At 46.2% G+C, this 18617-nt stretch carries 19 protein-coding genes; 1 reads left to right on the top strand and 18 read right to left on the bottom strand.

What is annotated here, in order from left to right:
* Position 1: 1 nt before the first annotated feature.
* A complete protein-coding gene (locus ADH67_RS07225; protein ID WP_066594950.1) occupies positions 2-2671 on the bottom strand; it encodes a molybdopterin-containing oxidoreductase family protein in 2670 nt (889 codons plus the stop codon).
* 393 nt (positions 2672-3064) lie between these two features.
* On the opposite strand from ADH67_RS07225, the gene ADH67_RS07220 reads away from it, so the two are divergent.
* A complete protein-coding gene (locus tag ADH67_RS07220; protein WP_066594948.1) occupies positions 3065-4042 on the top strand; it encodes a LysR family transcriptional regulator in 978 nt (325 codons plus the stop codon).
* A 53-nt stretch (positions 4043-4095) separates the two neighbouring features.
* Here the strand turns inward: ADH67_RS07220 and ADH67_RS07215 are convergent, their stop codons facing one another.
* The 17 genes from ADH67_RS07215 to rpmD all read right to left on the bottom strand — a co-directional run bounded on the left by ADH67_RS07215 (position 4096) and on the right by rpmD (position 18604).
* Positions 4096-4647, bottom strand: a complete 552-nt coding sequence (locus tag ADH67_RS07215) for a hypothetical protein (protein ID WP_066594946.1) — start codon at positions 4645-4647, stop codon at positions 4096-4098.
* Between the two features lie 174 nt (positions 4648-4821).
* Positions 4822-6321, bottom strand: coding sequence for an argininosuccinate lyase (locus ADH67_RS07210; protein ID WP_066594943.1), 1500 nt, complete (start codon positions 6319-6321; stop codon positions 4822-4824).
* Positions 6322-6576: 255 nt separating this feature from the next.
* A complete protein-coding gene (locus tag ADH67_RS07205; RefSeq protein WP_066594942.1) occupies positions 6577-7194 on the bottom strand; it encodes a TorD/DmsD family molecular chaperone in 618 nt (205 codons plus the stop codon).
* Positions 7195-7276: 82 nt separating this feature from the next.
* Positions 7277-7912 (bottom strand): 4Fe-4S dicluster domain-containing protein, encoded by a 636-nt coding sequence (locus ADH67_RS07200; protein ID WP_066594940.1) that lies wholly within the window; start codon positions 7910-7912, stop codon positions 7277-7279.
* A 2-nt stretch (positions 7913-7914) separates the two neighbouring features.
* Positions 7915-10119 carry a molybdopterin-containing oxidoreductase family protein gene (locus ADH67_RS07195; protein WP_066594939.1) on the bottom strand — a complete coding sequence of 735 codons (2205 nt, stop codon included), beginning with the start codon at positions 10117-10119 and terminating at the stop codon, positions 7915-7917.
* Positions 10120-10504: 385 nt separating this feature from the next.
* On the bottom strand, positions 10505-11356 hold the full coding sequence (locus ADH67_RS13340; protein ID WP_066594937.1) for a Crp/Fnr family transcriptional regulator: 852 nt from the start codon (positions 11354-11356) through the stop codon (positions 10505-10507).
* Between the two features lie 136 nt (positions 11357-11492).
* A complete protein-coding gene (locus tag ADH67_RS07185) occupies positions 11493-12530 on the bottom strand; it encodes an alpha/beta hydrolase (RefSeq protein WP_084081560.1) in 1038 nt (345 codons plus the stop codon).
* Between the two features lie 90 nt (positions 12531-12620).
* Positions 12621-13043 carry an RNA-binding S4 domain-containing protein gene (locus ADH67_RS07180; protein WP_066594932.1) on the bottom strand — a complete coding sequence of 141 codons (423 nt, stop codon included), beginning with the start codon at positions 13041-13043 and terminating at the stop codon, positions 12621-12623.
* 64 nt (positions 13044-13107) lie between these two features.
* Complete coding sequence (gene rplQ / locus ADH67_RS07175) at positions 13108-13515, bottom strand: 50S ribosomal protein L17 (RefSeq protein WP_066594930.1); 408 nt, start codon at positions 13513-13515, stop codon at positions 13108-13110.
* Positions 13516-13662: 147 nt separating this feature from the next.
* On the bottom strand, positions 13663-14697 hold the full coding sequence (locus ADH67_RS07170) for a DNA-directed RNA polymerase subunit alpha (RefSeq protein ID WP_066594928.1): 1035 nt from the start codon (positions 14695-14697) through the stop codon (positions 13663-13665).
* Positions 14698-14846: 149 nt separating this feature from the next.
* The gene (gene rpsD / locus ADH67_RS07165) at positions 14847-15470 is read right to left on the bottom strand and encodes a 30S ribosomal protein S4 (RefSeq protein WP_066594926.1); all 624 of its coding nucleotides are present in this window, start codon (positions 15468-15470) and stop codon (positions 14847-14849) included.
* Positions 15471-15543: 73 nt separating this feature from the next.
* Complete coding sequence (gene rpsK / locus ADH67_RS07160; RefSeq protein WP_066594924.1) at positions 15544-15957, bottom strand: 30S ribosomal protein S11; 414 nt, start codon at positions 15955-15957, stop codon at positions 15544-15546.
* Positions 15958-15970: 13 nt separating this feature from the next.
* Positions 15971-16336 (bottom strand): 30S ribosomal protein S13, encoded by a 366-nt coding sequence (gene rpsM / locus ADH67_RS07155; RefSeq protein WP_066594921.1) that lies wholly within the window; start codon positions 16334-16336, stop codon positions 15971-15973.
* Positions 16337-16349: 13 nt separating this feature from the next.
* The gene (rpmJ, locus tag ADH67_RS07150) at positions 16350-16463 is read right to left on the bottom strand and encodes a 50S ribosomal protein L36 (RefSeq protein ID WP_008810441.1); all 114 of its coding nucleotides are present in this window, start codon (positions 16461-16463) and stop codon (positions 16350-16352) included.
* A gap of 145 nt (positions 16464-16608) precedes the next feature.
* Complete coding sequence (secY, locus tag ADH67_RS07145) at positions 16609-17937, bottom strand: preprotein translocase subunit SecY (protein WP_066594920.1); 1329 nt, start codon at positions 17935-17937, stop codon at positions 16609-16611.
* 23 nt (positions 17938-17960) lie between these two features.
* A complete protein-coding gene (rplO, locus tag ADH67_RS07140; RefSeq protein ID WP_066594918.1) occupies positions 17961-18410 on the bottom strand; it encodes a 50S ribosomal protein L15 in 450 nt (149 codons plus the stop codon).
* A 14-nt stretch (positions 18411-18424) separates the two neighbouring features.
* Entirely contained in the window at positions 18425-18604 is a 180-nt protein-coding gene (gene rpmD / locus ADH67_RS07135; RefSeq protein WP_066594917.1) for a 50S ribosomal protein L30, read from the bottom strand.
* Positions 18605-18617: the final 13 nt, after the last annotated feature.

The raw sequence follows: 18617 nt of genomic DNA, 5'->3' as shown, positions 1-18617 counted from the left end.
TTTATCCTTCGATCTTTGGTGTGTTCTCTGAGGGGGCGGGCATCCAGACTTTGAACTGCTCCGGTTTCGTCCATACGCCTTCCGGTCCTTTATCTGCTTTAGAGATTCGAACTTGGTAGCCGCGAAGCGTGTATGTACCTACCATGTCGTTAAACGGAGCCGTGTTCTTAGAGAGAACGTTCACATTCGCTTCTTTCCAGCCGTGAGTGTCAGAGGCAAGTTTTTCCGGGAACCAGAAGCGCTCCATGTAAAGAACACCCGGATTGATGCCCTCGGTTAATCTTGCTTTACCCTGGGTCTTGCCACGTTTAGATTCAATCCATGTCCAATCGCCTTGCTTAATACCGTACTTCGCGGCAGTCTCCGGATTAATCCAAACTTCGGGAACCGGATAGATTTCACGCAGATAAGGAATGTTTCTGAGAGTGCTGTGGTGGAACATAGGCAGACGTCCGTTGGTCATCACAAGCGGGTACTCTTTGGCAATTTCTCTGTTCGGACTTTCGTAAGGTTCCACGTAGTAAGGCAGCGGATCGTAGTCTTTTTCTACCGGATCAAGTTTTTGCAGAGCGTACGGAGCACCGGTACGTCCCATCGTGATGAAACGGTCGGTATACAGTTCCAATTTCTTTGAGGCTGTACCGAAGCCTACCGGGAGACCTGTCTTCGGATTGATCTTCTTATAGACGTAGTAGCTGTTCCATTTGTCATACGGCATTGCTTCGATAAAGCCTTTTTTCTTTAACTCAGCAAACGTAATATTGAGTGGCTTGAGTTTCAGATCCAAAATTTCATCCATTGAATCCCATTGCGGAAGATCTGCTCCCATGAATTCCGGATCAAAGGACTTACGGCATACTTCGTGACCTAATTCACCGCAGCGCTTGAGAATTTTTGACCAAATAACTGTTTCATGGCGTGTTTCCCAAGTATGCACGACAGCTTGGCGAGCCCAAACCGTATTAAGAGACTCAGCGAGGAAGTCGGTTTCTAGCCATTCTGTTGTAGGCAAAAGCATATCCGCATACATAGAGAAGGAAGTCGGATAGTTAAACATATGGACGATGAAATCCACGTGTTTAGTGGCTTCAGCCCAAGAACCTGCATCGCCGACAACTCCGAGCTTATTGCCGGAGCGCTCGAGCCAGACTTTGATCGGGTATGGCTTACCGGTCATAATCGCTTCCTGAATTCGGCTTGGCTGAGCGGCATCCCAAGACAGAAGTCCCTTGAACTCTACGCCGCCGAGACGTTTAGCAAGCTGACCGGGAGGCAGCAGACGTTCACAGCGGGATACCAGGCTGTTCTTAGGCGGCACAGCCAATGGGTTTCTGTTCATAAGCGTACCCGGTTTTTCCACATATCCCATTAAGGCATTGAGAATGACGGCGCCCATAGCTGCCTGCACAGAGTTCGGGTTCTGGTCGGTTGCTACACCCAAGGAGATTCCTCCCGGGCCTTCAGCGTAGATCTTGATTGCTTCCTCGATTTTTTCAGGTTTCAGCCAGCAGGTTTCCCCGGCTTTTTCAAGCGTCCATGGTTCTGCTCTTTCCTTGAGCAGGCGGAAACCGGTCTTGTAAGTCTTTCCGTTGTAAGTGAATTCGCCGTCAAGAACCGGATCAAGATTGTCGTTCCATGGGTAAGGAAGCGGCTGAGGCTGGTTGGTTTTTGTATCCCAAACCACAAAATCTTCTTTTTTACCGTCTTTGAAGAGCTCATTGGCCTTGACTGTCATCTTAGTCTTTGTGTCGACCAAATAAGGCAAGTTTGTCCATTTAAGCACAAAATCTTTGTCGAAGAGATTGTGAGCAATGATGTAGCGTATCCAAGCAAGCTGAAGAGCCACATCAGTACCGGGACGTACCGGAAGCCAAACATCGGCTTTGGCTGCGCTCGGCGCAAATCTCGGGTCGACCGAGACGGTTTTAACTCCTTTTGCCCGAAGGTTGGCAAGGGCATGACCGCCGCCGGCCGGACAGCTGTAGGAGACGTCAGTTCCCCACAGGACAATGTTTTTCATCGGAGTGTTTTTGTTGTAGATTTCCAGAGCGCATTCGTCAGCGATGGATGTGGAAGGTCCGCCGTACATCATGCCGAAGGCCAATGTTCTGGGAAGGAAGCACTGAGCACATCCCGGTTCATACCAATTAGGGGTGCCGAAAATGTTGCAGAATCTGGCAATCATTCTAAAGTGCGGATTCCCGCCGCCTCCGGTGGAAGCCATAACCGATTCAGCACCGTACTTTTCTCTGGCTTCCATCATTTTGTGGGCAATGATATCAATTGCCTCATCCCAGCTGATGCGTTTCCATTTATTCTCCCCGCGTTCTCCGACTCGAATCATCGGATACTTGTTGCGATCTGGATGATAAAGAGCATTGATGCCGGAGAGACCTTTGGCGCAGAGCGTTCCGTCTGTCATCGGATAATTCGGATCTCCCTCGATTTTAATGACACGGCCGTTGCGGACGTGAGCACGGACTCCGCAGTTATGAATGCAGGCACGGCAGGTAGTAGTAATGATCTGAGTGTCGTCTTTTTGAGAGTCCGCTGGTTTCTGCGCAGTCGAAGTTCCGGCAGAAAAAGCCGGAGAAAACGGCGAAGCTGCTGTTGCGCCGGCAACGGCGGCTGCCTTGACGAAACTTCTGCGGCTAATTTGGGATAGTTTCATAAAGTTACTCCAAGGATTAAGAGTTTGGGGGATAGAAAAATTGGAACAAATTCCTCCCCTTCGGATGTCTTCAGCCATCCGATGAGAACAAAACGAATAAAACTGTGGGCCCGGGATTGGCCTTTAAACTGAAGCCCTAATCTTTAGGACTAGCTGGTATTTGAGTGACGTTTTTCATGATGGGGAGCTGTTAGTTATTGGGGATGAGTCCATTCTATTTTTCTTCTTCATTTGCTAATAGAGCATTTTTGTCTGTCACTCTTCAAAAATAACAATATCACAATAATTCAATAAGTTATAGATAAATTTTAGGAACACCACGAAACGAATGTATTGATCAGAACGATTTTTGCCTATAGGATCACCTCTAGACCTACCCCCTCAAAATGCAGTATGAAGCAAAAAGATAACTTGCTTGCCTGGCGTGCTCTCGCAGTCACTGTGGAGACGGGCAACATTACTCAGACAGCGTTGCTTCTTGATCTAGACAGCGCAAAGGTTTCCAGGCTTCTTGCCGGTTTAGAAAAAGACGTTGGTTTTGAGCTTCTGGTTAAAAACAAACGGCCGTTTATTCCCACGGATAGATGTCGACAGATTCTTCCGATGGTCATACCTTTGTTAGACGGATTCAGCAAACTTGATGAGTTTTGCGAAGGTACTTCTCATAAGATTTTGATTCGGTTTTCTGCTCCGGTCGAGATGACTCAGCAATTCTATTCTCAGGAATTGATGCAATATTCTCGGCTCAATCCTCGCGTTCAGTTTTCCATGCTTCCGGAAATGACAGTCCGAGATCTATTAAACGGAGATACCGATATTGCCGTCGTGAATCACTCACCAGCAGATCAATCGGAAATCGTTACTCGTCATGTGGTTTCAAACTCGACACCCATCTTTGCCTCCCCGCAATACTTGGAAGCGCATGGAGTTCCTCGAACTCCCGAAGATTTGTCCCAGCATGTTGGACTCTTACAGGTTATGCCCAATAGTGCGCCGACGATGCTCTTGTATCGGGACGGTGTTCCAAGCAACATTATTCATTGGCGTGAAATTTATCTGAGCCACGATCAATTCCTCATTAGAAACATGGTGTTGAACCACCAAGGAATTACGCCAGATTTATATCTCGGCCACGTCGTTCGAGAGCTCAAGGAAGGAAAAATAGTTCCTATTCTTCCCGGCTGGGAGCGCCAGAACTGGAATATGCATATACTTGCGCGGCGTGACCGATATTTGTCGGATCCCGCGATAAGAGACTTTGTAAACTGGTTTTCTCAGGTAGAAAACAAAGGATGCATCGAGCGGATTATGGCGGCAAGAAGTGCAATCGAGGAGGCACGGGCAAAAGGCCTCGTTCCAATTTTCAAGTAAAGTCGATTAGCTCTCACTGCCGTCTGCGAGAGCCTTCAATGTGCTATCTAGTTTTACTGGGCGTTTTCAGTGGCGATGCCGCCGAACTCAATGCCTACCACATAGGCAACCGCAAAATTATCCAGCGGCATGTCCGGAACAACAAAGCGGAATTGGTTCTTGCTTCCGGCTTGAATAACCTTGGTTTCTCGCGTCAGCAAATAAGCGTTCTTGTAGGCGTCAGGATTGCCTTCGGCATCCTTGCCGAATACGTGAATCGTAAAGTGAGCATTCGTATAGGTAATGCTCTGCGGATTGACAACCGTCAGAACAAATTCCGAACCGTTTCCGTTCTTGACCGGCTGATCAATGCCTAGAAGAAAGACTGCGCCCGAAGTAGATACCGGAGAAAGCTTAGGATCTGCCGGCATCAAAGGAATAGAGGATGTGGGTACGATACTTTCAAGATAATTCACTCGTTTTTGGAGCATCAGCACCGCTTCCTTCAAATCTTCAACCTGCTGCTTCAGTGTAGGTACTTGACTTTTTACTGCTTGGGCCAAGACTCCCGTGGAACAAAACAAAACGGCAGAGGCTGCGGCAGCTGCGATTAATAGTTTTTTCATGCTTAGATCTCCAAAATGATGGTGATTAAGCTTATCAACTCAGCCGACAACCTCCACAACTTCATCCTTATTTGAGCAGGAAGCTTGTAAAACTTTTTGACGACTGAATAAAAAACCGGTGCTTCTTTTCCTTAGTTCACGAAAAAAACACCGGCCCGTTACAAGACTACATGATTACTTCAAGTACTCAGCAAAATCTTTATCGAGCTTAGCCAAAGCATCATTAATCTTTTGCTTCTGCTCTTGAGTCCATTTCTCTTGGTTCTTAATGGAGACTTCCATAATATCAAGCTGCTTTCTCATCTCTGCCGGCTGCGGACCACCGGCGGTCTTACGGTTCTTAATAATTTCAATCGGATTCAAAGTAGCTTTAAACTGTTCTTCAGACATCGGCAGATTAGGATTGCCAGTTGGATATTCAGACTTAATCACTTCGCTGTAGATTCTCTTTGCTTCTGCATATGGAAAGTCTAACGGCTTGATGTCATGGGTCCGTGCATATCCGACTACCTGACTTGCAAAGTGATGCCCCACCCGGAACGGTAGCTTGTACTCTCTCATGAGAACATCCGCAACTTCCTGTGAAGCTGTCCAGTCAAGATTGAGTTCCTCCAAAGCACGCTTTGGATTGATTCTTAACGCCGTTAAGCACTTGTCAAAACTTTTCAGCATCGCTAGCGTTTGTTCCATCGTCGGCCAATAGGAAGCTCCTTTTGGATCACTAAATCCGGGAGCGATATTGTGCGCGCGGATCAACATTGTCTGAGCATCGCCGAATACTGTACTTGCTGCTTTTCTAGTATTGATCAACAAACCCGGATTACGTTTCTGCGGCATAGCGGAAGACACGTAAGTATTATCGCCTCCTTCTTGAAGAATAATCCAAGGACGCGGTTGGGCGTATTGCGTCATCACGTCTTGGATGAAGGTTCCGACGTGCAAAGCGATTCCTGTAACAACATTGGAGATTTCAATCAATTCATCAATTGGCTTTGTCTGAGCGGCATCGTACGCATTTAATACCGGTGCTTTAAATCCCAGGTAATCCGACATGCGCTGACGATTCAGCGGCCAGCTGGTTCCATTCAGCACTGTCGTTCCCATCGGAGAATAGTTAATTCGCTCATAGCATTCTTTCAACTTATGCTGATCACGTTCAAAGGAAGCAAGGTAACCGAAAAGATAGTGCGCGTAACTATTGGGCTGAGCTGCCACACCGTTGGTGTAATTCGGAACGACGGTGTCGATATTCCTTTCTGCGATGTCCTGCAGGAGCTGCATTGTCTTAGCCAGAGCCTCGGAGATAGAAAGAATGTAGTCTCTGAGAATCATTGTGTTATATGATGCATGCATATCCTGGCTGGAGCGGCCGATGTGAAGCATCGTGGCATCCATTCCGACTTTCTTAATCAACTCCGGTTCATAAGCGATCACTTTGTTCGGTCGTTTGGCACCAGGTTTTGCAGCGTCCGCAGCAACTTCTGAAATACCTTTAGCTATTCTTTTTGCTAAATCTTTATCTAACAAATTCTCATCAGCATTGATAACTACGGAAGCTTTATTCATCTCAGTTAACCAATAAAATTGGTCTCGCTGCGGAGCAGCTTCGGACACTGAGACCAGTGACAGTGCAGCGGCCAAAGCGGTTGTTGAGAAAGTCTTTAATTTGTTCATAGTTTCTCCTTGGTGATGTCTAATTTGAAGTCAATCAGGCCTTCTTTTGTCCTTATTCTGCCTGGCAAATAAACCGAGACCTGAGCTTTCTATTCTGAGTGTATCTCAGAAGTCTCTTGCCTTAGAAAAAAATTATTAGTCCACGGATTCTGCAAGGACAGAGATTTCAAGAAAAATAAACCGCCTAACACGATCGGAAAAAGGACGACTTCCGCAACTACCGTCCTTTTTCAAAAACCTCAAAAGACTCTCGGCCTATCCCTTCAGACTCTGCTCCAGCAAGGCTCTTTCCGTCATCAAAAACACAGTCATAGTAGAAGCGATGTTTTGCAGATCTTCGTTGTCTGTAGATTCACGAATCTGTTTTGCAATGGCTTTGCCAACCGGAAGAAGATGATCCTCAACCAGTTCTAAAAGATCTTTCCCGTCTTTGCCCTGCATGACCAAAACTGTGGCAAAGGCCATTTCCATCGAAAGAGAATCCGCCTCCATTTCCTTTTCAGGCCTAGGCTGGAAATTATGCTTCCCGTAAAGCTCTTTGATGTCTCTCCAAGCCCCTTGGCAAAGAATTCCTTCTTCGCTTCTGTAAACGGATTCAGACAAAGGAATGGTTCTGGAACCAACGCCGTAAAACAGCTTTGCATACTCGGCTTCCAGCTTATTCCCTCCCTGAGGAGGTTCTGAAAGCGTGTCTTCCGTCACATTGGATCCACTTAAAAAAGCATTTTCTCCGCGGACAAAAGCTTCTACCATCGGAAAAACATCCAGCAACGGCTGAACTCTTTTATCGCCGAAAAAGTGACTGAAGAATTCGTAACAACCTAGCCGGCTGCCTTTGTATTCCTCCAGAAATTCTTTTGCACTCTGCGTCATACACTTCCTTTCGTTAAAAATCCCCGCCTAATTGCTCAAGCGGGGACAAAAATGCTTATCTAATTTTTGAACAACTTACCGGTTATCTAACTTTATCAGCTAGACCGGCAATGTCGCAATGGCTAGCGATATAACGAACCTTCGGTTGTGTACCGGCTTTTTCGTTCATTGCAACAGACTTAGCCACGAGTGCCTTCTGATCATCAGTTAAGTTGTCATAGTCGACAAACATCAATGCATTTACTGCACAGGCTTCCACGCATTTCGGAGGTAAGCCTTTAGAAGTCCTCTGCGGGCAGAGTGTGCATCTTTCTGCTTTGCCCGGAGTCCTCTTTTGGTGATCCAGCAACGGAACAATGACCAACTCATCCTTGTCGTAATAAGAAGTCTTTCCGCTGGTATTAAACTGCGGAGCGCCATACGGACAAGCAGCTAAGCAAGCCTTGCATCCGACGCATTTGCTCTGGTCGACAAGGACTTCACCGTTCGGCCCTTTATAGATAGCCTTGACCGGGCAAACCGGCAAGCAAGCTGGATTATCGCAGTGCTGGCAGCTTACACGGTAGTAGTTAATGATGTTTTCTTTGACGTTTTCGTTGCGGTGAATTTGATTCCATTGAATGTTCGGCGCAACTTTATTTTCCTGTTTGCAGGCGATAAAGCAAGCCTGACATCCAATGCAGTTGTCAACATTGACGAGTATTCCGTATCTGCTCATGATCAGGCCTCCTTAGTGATTTCAACACAGGTTTCAAAGTACGGTGCATAGCCGGACAACTTGTCGAATGTACGAGGAATAAGAACTTGGGAGTTCTGGTTTCCTCTCCATCCGTACTGCATGCCTACCAATCCCGGAGGAACGATGATGGAGACTCTGGCTTTGCCGTGGCATTCGCCGTTCTGATTCTTAAGAACAATCTTGTCTCCTTCCTTAATACCTCTGGCTGCCGCGTCTTTCGGATTGATATCGATAGTAGACATCGGTTCAATTTCCAAAGAGTAAGGAGAATCAGAGCGAACTTTGGAGTGTGTGATATAGGGTGCGCGTGTGCCGTTGATCACCTTCAGCGGATACTGAGCAGTCGGCTGCATCGGCTGCTGATATTCCGGATAGGTTCCTAAGTTAAATTTCTTAGTGATTTCAGAAACCAACTCAATCTTGCCGGACGGTGTTTCAAAGCCTGGCTGACCGTCATGTCTCAAGAGACCTTTTTCGTACTTCAGCGGTTCTTGTTTCTGTGCTTTGACAACGGTCATGTTAGGCAGATTCTTCTGAGCTTCTGCATACGTCGTACCCCACTTCTGAAGAACGGAGTCGCAGGCTTTAACAGGATCGCCGTCAAAGAAGTCTTTCGGATCGGCAACAAGTGCACCGATCTGGAATGCAATCCACCAGTCTTCTTTTGCTTCGCCCAATGGTTTGACCGGCTTTCTGACTGCTACTTTATTTCCAAACGTTGCAAACGGCGCGTAACGTTCATAGTTCATAGCTGCCGGAAGAATCAAATCAAGATTCTTATGAGAAATATCGCGGTAGAAGTAGTCGGTTGCAAATGCAAAGTCCATATTCTTGATAGCTTCGGCATACACATCCGGCTGCGGCCAAATCATGACGTTGAAGCCGAATCCGCAGAAGGCTTTAAGCTTGCCTTCTTTAACCCATTCAGGAAGCTTATTCGGATTAAATTGAACCTGTGTGTAGTTCCAAACCGGCACGAAGTCCTTATCTAAACGATCTTTCTTATGGGATTGGAACCACTTGTAGTCCACAAACTCTTTGGTAAGACCATTGTCATGGCAGATATAGCCTTCCGGACCGACTCCAAATAATGCACCGCCGGGAATATCTACGTAACCGAGAATAACGGGAACACACAACCAGGCGCGGGTATTATTTACACCGTTTGTAGAGTGAGACAATGACTGAGAAGTCAAAGCAAAGCTGCCTGGACCTTGAGCGTAAATATGGGCTGCTTCAACAACAAGATTTGCTGGTACACCGGTCAACTCTTCAGTCTTTTCCGGGGTGAATTGTTTGCAGTAGTTTCGGTACTCTTCGACACCATGAACCCATTTGTCGCAGAATTCTTTGTTGTACAAACCCTCTTCAAACAGCACACGGCAAACGCCGGCTGCCAACGCAGCATCCGTTCCCTGACGAGGCTGGAGATGAACATCGGCAAGTTCTGCTGTCTTTGTACGGCGTACATCGACAACAACGATCTTTACGCCGCGTTTTTTGGCCGCTCTTACACCATTTAACCAACCATGAGGTTTTGACCATGCACCGTTTGTAGCGATTACCAAATAGCTCTTAGTTTTAAGGCCGCAGCCGCCGCCGGAATATTCCACACCAAAGGTTAATTCTTCAGCAAGCATGGAGCCTTTACGGCAAGCAACGGAGGATTCAGTAGCATAGTGCCAAGAACCGAAATGACGGGCCAAGCGCATGACAGCGGGACGAGGCTCCTTAGGATCACCGCAGAAGAAAAGAACGGATTCTGGGCCATATTTTTCACGAATTGCCTTCAAATTAGCGGCAATCATACCCAAAGCTTCTTCCCAAGAGCATCTGACAAACCCGGGATCGTCACTGCCTTTCGGGTTTGTTCTCTTCATTGGATAAAGAAGGCGATTCGGGTTATAGAGTCTCTGCAGAGTTGCCAGAGCCTTGTTGCAGAGGAGCTTCTGCTGATGTTCTTTCCAATTACCGACAGACACAATGGTGTTGCCTTGTTTTTGGAATTTAATACCGCACATCGGCATTTGGTTGCAGTTATCGCAGATAGTAAAGCCGGTTTCTTCGGCTTCCTGTGCCTTAGCGGCTCCTGTGATAAACATCGAGGCAGCGCTCGGAACTGCTGCCGCAATTGGGATAGTTTTAAATAAGCCGCGGCGACTTAAAGTTACATTGAGGTTTGTCATTAATTATCTCCTCCAAGGGAAGGAAGTTATAGTGGGGAGCTATCACTTTAATATTTTCCCAAAGCCTCAATTAGGTTAGTGTTCTTTTCTTGGTTAACCCTAGATTTCTCATCCTAATTACATAGGAAATTATCCCTAGGGTTATCTCTCTGGGAAACGATATCTTACTGATTTATATATTAATAATGCAGTTGGAAAATCAGAAGTCTTATTTTTTCTTAATCGTTATTCTTAAGAGTTCCAGACCTCTAGCCTTTAGCTAGATAATCCTTATCGTCCTGTCTAGCAGGAAATTGTTGAATTTCGAGACGCGCTGCCAAAAGCTCAGGGGGCGTGACAGCGCTTTTCCGCTATTCCCACAGAGTTTTGTGCATTTTGTGCCGTATTAGTTCTGCTCATCTTCAAGCAGAATTTGTTCCGCTAAAGTCCGAGGATAATTGTAAGAATCAGCTTCGTCCATACAGCCTCTAATCCAACGATAAAACGGTTCCAGCAACTCAGGATTCACCAAAACAAATTCCCCGTCACGCTTCCAGTTCTTCTCACGAATCCATTTATGGAGGACTTTGTCCAGCCATACTGAGGAGCAGTTAGTCACTAGGATCTGATACTTCCTGGTCAATGGCACCGGCATACGAATCATTTTTCTGCCTTCTTTGTCATAGACCATAGTTCCGTAATTCAAGGCCCATGTCGAAGTCAATGCTTTGAGTTTGTCTTCGGTGCTCAAGAGAGACAAGCAGCAAAAGCCGACACGATCCGAGAGGCTTGCAAGTTCAAACTGGACTTGAAGGAGCTCGTTAATGAACCGATCCTGCTTCGCGAGTCCTGCCAGAATAGTTTGCGGAACGTAGACAACCTCCGCATTCGTAATAGCAAAGTAATGGCCGGCAGCGGGGCGTCCGGAAAAGAAATTCAAATTGCCTGCGGCAATATGTCCCGGTGTCGATAAAGCGATGGCTTGCGTTTCACCGCTGGTTGAGCCAATCGCCCGGCCTGTAACTCCTTTTGTCACCAAAACAACGTGATCAATCTTCTCCTTTGAAGAAAAAATTTTCTCGCCTTCTCTCAACGTTCTGGCGATGCCCAACTTCATAAAGAGCTTTTCGAGAATGGGATGCAAACGATGATGAATCCATGGCATGACCGGCACTTTGGAATAAATCGCATCCGCAGAATTTGTGTTGTTCTTCCCTTGAACGATTGATGCATACCAGCTTTGACTAAACTTTGCCATGAGACCTTAGGTAGTTATTGTTTTAGATATTTTGTTGAATTTTGTTATAACTTTGGATAATAAGCAATACAAGATTATTCCAAAACAAAAGAGGCTTGACAAAACTATCAAACCTCTCAGCTTTTACAACGTCTTATTAAAGATTGCCTCCCGGTACGGTCGTCTTAGCACCGCCTTCTTTTGGTTCTCCTAACTTCGCCTTGAAAAAATCTACCACGGCATTAATGACATTTGGTTGATACCAGCTGATATCACCGTGCTTAGCATTCCGCATCAAAATGTATTGAGCATCGACGTTCTTTTGCTTCAAAGCTTCATACATCTGTTTGCTCTGAACGGGGCTCACCAAAGGATCCTCTGCGCCGTGCATCAGAAGGAAAGGAGGTTCGGTTCCGTCAACATGTCCGATAGGACTCGCGTCTAATGCTTTCTCCGGAGTTTCTAAAACGGAGGCACCGGCAAAATCTCTGAATGCCGGGCCATTAACTAAAAGAGCTTCTGTGACTGCAGCGGAGTCGTGTACTTTGCGAATGTTTTCCGGATGTCCCTCACCAATGTTTCTTAAGTCAGAAATGCCGTAAATGGACACAACGGCTTGAACATCTGAATTTTGATTCAAATAGTCGCCCGCATCCCACTTCTTTTCACCATTGGTAGCACCTACCATCTGAGAGACATAACCGCCGGCAGAATCTCCGAGAACTCCGATTCTTTCCGGATCAATGCCGAATTCTTTCGCATGTTCTCTCAAAAATCTAATAGCTGCTTTACCATCTTGCAGGAGTGCCGGGAATTTATTCGGAACCGTACGATATTCACAAGCAGCTACGACAAAACCAGCCTTTGCCAAAGCCATCCGCATTTCTGTGTACTTTTCATAGTCGGCGGAAGTAAATCCGCCTCCTGGAAAGTAAATGATGGCAGGTTTAAGCTTGTTATCCCGAGGAATCTGGACTGTCATGCGCAACGCCCGATTATGTCTTAAGCCTTTAATCTGAGAGTAAATAATGCCGCCGATAGTATCTATCTGACCGTTTTCTATTTTGGGAGAAATGACAGTGGCACCTTTTGAATATCCGAGTAATTGGGTGTCATCAGCCATGGCACCAGAAGAAGAAAAGGCAGAAAGAGAAAGAAGAGCCGCTGCCATGGAAATTTTAAAAATAGTTTTCATATTGCCTCCCAAAGTGATTAAGAAATTATCATCGATATCCGTAGAGGCAACAACCTAACCATTTAGGTAGTTGAGATAGAGATTCCTCTGTCAAAAATCATGGGTCGGATTGAAATTATGCTGAAACTCGCGGAGTTTTCGACCTTCACGCTTAGTCGGGCGCCCTTTGTGGTCAGCTCCGGGAACCGGTATTAAAGCCGCGGCTTCTTTAATCTGTTCCCGTTTAAATTTACTTTCTTCCGTCTCCTCGTAAAGAGTCGCAGCAACAGGAGCCGGGCCTCTTTTTCCGGAAAGAGCTTTAACAATCACTATAAAGCGCTCAGAGCCTCGAAATATTTCCAGCTCATCTCCTACTCTGACCTCTTTACTCGCCTTAGCACGGGCCTTATTGACCTTTACACGCCCCAATTCAATATTGTCTTGAGAAAGAGTTCTGGTTTTGAAAAATCTTGCAGCCCAAAGCCATTTGTCTAAACGGATGGAATCGAGTTCTGTTTCAGCCTTGTTTCCCATTAGTACCTCCCAAAACAAAAGTCCGCAATTTGCGGACTCTTGAAAATATCATCGAAACTAAAAATTATTCAGCTTTAGCTTCTTCTTTTGCTTCAGCAGCTGGCTTGTTATCCGTAGTCTTCTGAACCAATTCTACATAAGCCATCGGAGCATTGTCGCCTACACGGTAGCCCATCTTAAGGATACGAGTGTAACCGCCGTTTCTTTCTTTGAACATCGGTCCGATTTCGTTGAAAAGTTTGACAACCATTTCGCGATCACGGAGTCTGTTGAAAGCCAAACGTCTGTTGGCAACTGTCGGTTCCTTAGCAAGAGTGATCATCGGTTCTACAACGCGACGAAGTTCTTTTGCTTTCGGCAGTGTTGTCTTGATGGCTTCATGACGAAGAAGGGAGTTCATCATGTTGCGGAGCATTGCCAAACGGTGTGCAGATGTGCGGTTTAATTTACGGAGACCAAGTTTATGACGCATTTTATAAATTCCTTAAAAAGTCTTTGTTAGGGTGCCTTTTAGGCATCTCCCGTCTCTTCTATCCCTACCGGGCGGGCGGGTTTGAAAGCCGTGATTGTACACAGCTTTCTGATTTAAAACAATAATTACAACAAGTACAACAAAAAATTAGTAATCAAGTCCTACTGGTGGCCAGTTGTCTAACTTCATACCCAAAGTCAAATCGTGAGTTCCGAGAACTTCCTTGATCTCATTAAGAGATTTTCTACCTAAGTTAGGTGTCTTAAGAAGTTCATTTTCGGTTCTCTGAATAAGGTCGCCGATGTAGTAAATGTTTTCAGCCTTCAAGCAGTTGGCAGAACGAATAGACAATTCAAGATCATCAACCGGACGGCGGAGGATCGGATCAACTGGAGGCTGTGGTTTAACAACCGGGATTTCCTGCTGCTGCGGAATGACAGGCTGAGCCTGAACCGGAACAACTGGTTCAATGCCGATAGTGGCAATGCCGCCGAATACGGAAAGCTGATCCTGAAGAATATGGGCAGCCTGACGGACTGCTTCTTCCGGAAGGATGGCGCCGTTTGTATCAACGGAAAGAACAAGTTTGTCCAAGTCTGTACGTTGTTCAACACGGGCGTTTTCAACTTTGTAAGCGACACGAAGAACAGGAGAGAAAGAAGCGTCCATAATGATCTTGCCAATAGTGGCTTTGCTGTAATCATCCTTGAGAGCTCTCATATCGCCTGGCTGGTAGCCTCTGCCCTTTTCTACCTTGATCTGCATATCAAGTTTGCCGCCGGAAAGATTGGCAATAACATGATCAGGGTTCAAAATCTGGCAGTCGTGTGGCAAATCGAAGTCAGCTGCTGTGACTGGGCCTGTACCTTCTTTACGCAAAGTAACGGTAACTTCATCTCTGTTTTCGAGTTTGAAGATAACGCCCTTAACGTTAAGAAGAATGTCCACAACGTCTTCCTTAACACCGTCGATTTGGCTGTATTCGTGTACAACACCGGCGATCTGTGCTTCAGTTGGAGCATAACCAATCATGGAGCTCAAAAGAACTCTGCGGAGAGCATTTCCAAGAGTGTGAGCGTAACCGGTTTCAAACGGTTCCATGGTTACTGTTGCGGAATATGGATTGCCTTCAGCTGTTTCAACTTCAATGCTGCGTGGCTTTAAAAGATTGTTAACCGACATTGAATATCCTTTTTACAATACCCTCGGCTCGTTACACCGATAAGGCTGCTAGGAAAAACGGGGCTTTAAAAACGAGTTTACGATCCGAGCCCCAAAGACCGGATCGTAGACATTGTATCAAGCGGCGCACTACACCGCTGTGACATAAATTAGCGAGAGTAAAACTCAACAATCAGAGATTCGTTGACGTCGTGAGCGATTTCGTCACGAGCTGGTACGTTCTTGAATGTACCTTCCAATTTCTTGGAATCAACTGCAACCCAATCAGGGAAACCGTTAGATTCAGCCATCTTAACGCTTTCATTGATACGGGTTTGGTTTTTGGCTTTTTCGCGAATAGCGATAACATCGCCGGCACGAACTTGGTAGGAAGGAATGTTTACTTTCTTACCGTTGACTGTAACAGCGCAGTGGCTAACCAACTGGCGAGCTTCTGCACGTGTGCAGCCGAAGCCCATTCTGTAGACGACGTTGTCTAAACGGCACTCTAACAAACCGAGTAACTGTTCGCCAACGTTGCCGCGCATAGAATTGGCTTTTTCGAAATAAAGTCTGAACTGACGTTCGAGAACGCCGTACATACGTTTAACTTTTTGCTTTTCACGAAGCTGCTGACCATAGTCAGACAATCTGGCACCGGAAGTGCGGCCATGCTGACCAGGAGCTTCTTCGGATTTGCATTTTGAACTGAAAGAACGTCTTGCGCTCTTCAAGTTCAAGTCGCAGCCTTCACGGCGTGCGAGCTTTTCTTTAGGTCCGGTATAACGAGCCATTTGTTTCTCTTATCCTGTGTGTTCCACATTCAGTCCATCAGATTAGAACTGATAAACGCGGGAATTTGTTAAATTAAACACGACGACGCTTAGATGGGCGGACACCGTTGTGAGGAACTGGTGTAACGTCCTGAATCGAAGTGACGCGAATGCCGAGTGCATTCAATGCACGGACGCTGGATTCACGGCCAGGTCCCGGTCCGGTAATACGGACTTCAACATTCTTTAAACCGTATTCAAGAGCATGACGTCCGGCTTGTTCTGCAGCAACCTGTGCAGCGAACGGAGTGGACTTTCTAGAACCCTTGAAGCCCTGAGCGCCGGAGCTGGATGCAGCAATTGCATTACCCTGACGGTCAGTAATTGTGATGATAGTGTTGTTAAAGGAAGCGTGAACGTGAGCGATACCCTCGTTAACAACTTTCTTAACTTTTCTACGTGCGCGCTGAGCAGCGATCTGCTGAGCGTTTGGAATCTTACCTGCCATAGTCGTCTATACCTTACTTTTTGAGCGCTACACCAGCTTTCTTCGGACCTTTACGGGTACGAGCATTGGTGCGTGTTCTCTGTCCGCGAACAGGTAAACCACGACGATGATGCATTCCTCTGTAAGTTCCTAAGTCGATAAGGCGCTTAATTGATAACTGAACTTCACGACGAAGGTCACCTTCAACTGTGAACTGACCGATTGCATCACGAATCTTTTCCAGTTCAGCGTCTGTAAGGTCTTTTACCTTCTTAGATGTTTCTACACCAACCGATTCCAAAATTTGGCGTGCACGTGGACGACCGATACCATAGATAGCGGTCAAACCGATTTCAGCATGCTGATTCGGTGGAATGTTAATACCGGCGATACGAGCCATTTATTTAACCTCTTTAGCCTTGGCGCTGTTTATGACGTGGATCGGAGCAAATTACGCGAACCACACCTTTGCGCTTAATAATCTTGCACTTACGGCACATTTTTTTGACCGAAGCGTTTACTTTCATATTAATCTCCAAATGTGTGTTGACTTCTCGCAAAATCAACAAGTTAAAACTTGTCTAAATGTAGTGCATAAAGACAAGTTAAGCGTAAGGTGCGTGATTTTATCAAAAATCACGCACTCTTGCGCAAATTTATGGTTACTTTCCTTTAACGGGGAAGGGAACCTGGACCGAAACCCTTGAAGTTTGTTTTCTTGAGTAACGATTCATATTGATGGCTCATGAGATAAGCCTGAACCTGACTCATAAAGTCCATGGCGACTACCACGACGATCAACAAAGATGTACCGCCGAAGTAGAAAGGAACGTTAAAGCGTAAGTTCAAGAACTCAGGAACCAAGCATACAAACACCAGATAGAACGCGCCTGCTAATGTCAAGCGAAGGAGAACTTTATCAATGTAGCGTGATGTCTGTTCACCCGGGCGGATACCTGGAACGAATGCGCCGCTCTTCTTAAGATTCTCTGCAGTTTCTTTCGGATTGAAAACCAATGCCGTATAGAAGTAAGCAAAGAAAATAATCAAAGCTGCGTAAAGCAATGTATATAACGGTTGGCCGGGAGATAAAGAAGCAGCCAAGTCGCGAATCCAACGTGTGGAATCTCCGCTTGTAAACCATCCGGCTAAAGTAGCAGGGAAGAGAATCAAGGAAGATGCGAAGATAGGAGGAATTACGTTGGCCATATTTATCTTCAAAGGAAGATAAGAACTCTGACCGCCGTAAACCTTGTTGCCAATCTGACGCTTAGCGTAATTGACTGTGATTCTGCGTTGTCCTCTCTCAACAAACACAACGAAAGCGGTAACCAAAACCACAATGGCGATAATGAAGATCATGGACAGCGGGCTGATTGCTCCTGTTGAAACCAACTGGAACAAGCTGCTGACGGCTGCCGGAAGACCTGCCACGATACCGGCAAAGATGATGATGGAGATACCGTTTCCAATACCTCTCTCTGTAATTTGTTCGCCAAGCCACATTAAGAACATGGTGCCCGTAACGAGAGAAATTACACAGACACAGCGGAAGAACATGCCCGGATCAATAACCAAACCGGGCTGTGTTTCCAATGCGACTGCGATACCCAATGCCTGGAATGCACCAAGCAATAAGGTACCGTATCGAGTGTATTGAGTGATTTTCCTGCGTCCGGATTCACCTTCTTTTCTTAAGGCTTCAAGGGAAGGAAGCACATAAGAGAGCATTTGCATAATGATGGATGCCGAGATGTACGGCATGATACCAAGTGCAAAAATGGAGAACCTGGACAAGGCGCCACCGGAGAACATGTTGAACAGTCCTAAGATGCCGCCTTGCTGCTGATTAAACAGCTCGCGCAGAGTAACTGGATCGATTCCCGGAACCGGAATATGCGTGCCGATACGAAATACGACGAGAGCAAGAAGAAGGAATATCAATCGACGATATAAATCGCCGTACTTGCTGCTGGCTTTCGCCGGAGTATTTTTGGCCACGTTGACGGTTCCTTATGAATTGATTACTTGCTCTTTTCTTCTACAACGACGCTGCCGCCGGCTGCTTCGATAGCAGCTTTAGCACCTTTAGTGACAGACATTCCGCGAACAACTACCTTACGGGTAATTTCGCCGGAAAGAATGACACGTGCGTCCTTGGAGTGGGCTTTGATAACGTTGGCGTTGATGAGATCGCCAAGATTGACTTCATCAAGACCAAGTTTTTCTAAGTCAGACAAACGAACTTCTGCAACATTAGCGTGTGTCCAAGATGTGAAACCACGCTTTGGAAGACGACGATGCAATGGCATCTGACCGCCTTCGAAACCAACTTTATGGAATCCACCGGCTCTGGATTTTTGACCTTTGTGGCCGCGTCCTGCTGTTTTGCCCCAGCCGCTGCCTACACCGCGGCCAACGCGATGAGCTGCGCTCTTGGAACCTTCAGCTGGCTGAATTGTATTAAGTCTCATTGTTATTTCCTCAATTATTCAGCACGTACTAAGTAAGATACGGTGTTGATCATGCCGCGAACTGCTGGTGTATCCTCGAGTTCACGAGTTTGACGAATTTTTCTCAATCCAAGACCGAGAACAGTAGCACGGTGGGCTTTTTTGCAGCCGATCGGGCTCTTGACCAATGTAACTTTGACAGTCTTCTTGTCCATTTTGTTCTCCAAT

The sequence above is a fragment of the Turicimonas muris genome, from assembly GCF_002221595.1.
Taxonomy (GTDB): Bacteria; Pseudomonadota; Gammaproteobacteria; order Burkholderiales; family Burkholderiaceae_F; genus Turicimonas; species Turicimonas muris.
Note: the sequence above shows the minus strand (reverse complement) of the source record. Positions and strands in the feature narration are given on the sequence as shown.

Excerpts from the sequence above, each read along its gene's own strand:
- rpsM (WP_066594921.1), bottom strand. The coding sequence starts at position 16,336 with ATGGCTCGTATCGCCGGTATTAACATTCCACCGAATCAGCATGCTGAA.
- rpsK (WP_066594924.1), bottom strand. The coding sequence starts at position 15,957 with ATGGCAGGTAAGATTCCAAACGCTCAGCAGATCGCTGCTCAGCGCGCA.
- ADH67_RS07170 (WP_066594928.1), bottom strand. The coding sequence starts at position 14,697 with ATGTCGGTTAACAATCTTTTAAAGCCACGCAGCATTGAAGTTGAAACA.
- ADH67_RS07185 (WP_084081560.1), bottom strand. The coding sequence starts at position 12,530 with ATGAAAACTATTTTTAAAATTTCCATGGCAGCGGCTCTTCTTTCTCTT.
- ADH67_RS07215 (WP_066594946.1), bottom strand. The coding sequence starts at position 4,647 with ATGAAAAAACTATTAATCGCAGCTGCCGCAGCCTCTGCCGTTTTGTTT.
- ADH67_RS07210 (WP_066594943.1), bottom strand. The coding sequence starts at position 6,321 with ATGAACAAATTAAAGACTTTCTCAACAACCGCTTTGGCCGCTGCACTG.
- rplO (WP_066594918.1), bottom strand. The coding sequence starts at position 18,410 with ATGAGACTTAATACAATTCAGCCAGCTGAAGGTTCCAAGAGCGCAGCT.
- ADH67_RS07195 (WP_066594939.1), bottom strand. The coding sequence starts at position 10,119 with ATGACAAACCTCAATGTAACTTTAAGTCGCCGCGGCTTATTTAAAACT.
- ADH67_RS07225 (WP_066594950.1), bottom strand. The coding sequence starts at position 2,671 with ATGAAACTATCCCAAATTAGCCGCAGAAGTTTCGTCAAGGCAGCCGCC.
- ADH67_RS13340 (WP_066594937.1), bottom strand. The coding sequence starts at position 11,356 with ATGGCAAAGTTTAGTCAAAGCTGGTATGCATCAATCGTTCAAGGGAAG.
- rpmJ (WP_008810441.1), bottom strand. The coding sequence starts at position 16,463 with ATGAAAGTAAACGCTTCGGTCAAAAAAATGTGCCGTAAGTGCAAGATT.
- rpsD (WP_066594926.1), bottom strand. The coding sequence starts at position 15,470 with ATGGCTCGTTATACCGGACCTAAAGAAAAGCTCGCACGCCGTGAAGGC.
- ADH67_RS07180 (WP_066594932.1), bottom strand. The coding sequence starts at position 13,043 with ATGGGAAACAAGGCTGAAACAGAACTCGATTCCATCCGTTTAGACAAA.
- ADH67_RS07205 (WP_066594942.1), bottom strand. The coding sequence starts at position 7,194 with ATGACGCAGAGTGCAAAAGAATTTCTGGAGGAATACAAAGGCAGCCGG.
- rplQ (WP_066594930.1), bottom strand. The coding sequence starts at position 13,515 with ATGCGTCATAAACTTGGTCTCCGTAAATTAAACCGCACATCTGCACAC.
- rpmD (WP_066594917.1), bottom strand. The coding sequence starts at position 18,604 with ATGGACAAGAAGACTGTCAAAGTTACATTGGTCAAGAGCCCGATCGGC.
- ADH67_RS07200 (WP_066594940.1), bottom strand. The coding sequence starts at position 7,912 with ATGAGCAGATACGGAATACTCGTCAATGTTGACAACTGCATTGGATGT.
- ADH67_RS07220 (WP_066594948.1), top strand. The coding sequence starts at position 3,065 with ATGAAGCAAAAAGATAACTTGCTTGCCTGGCGTGCTCTCGCAGTCACT.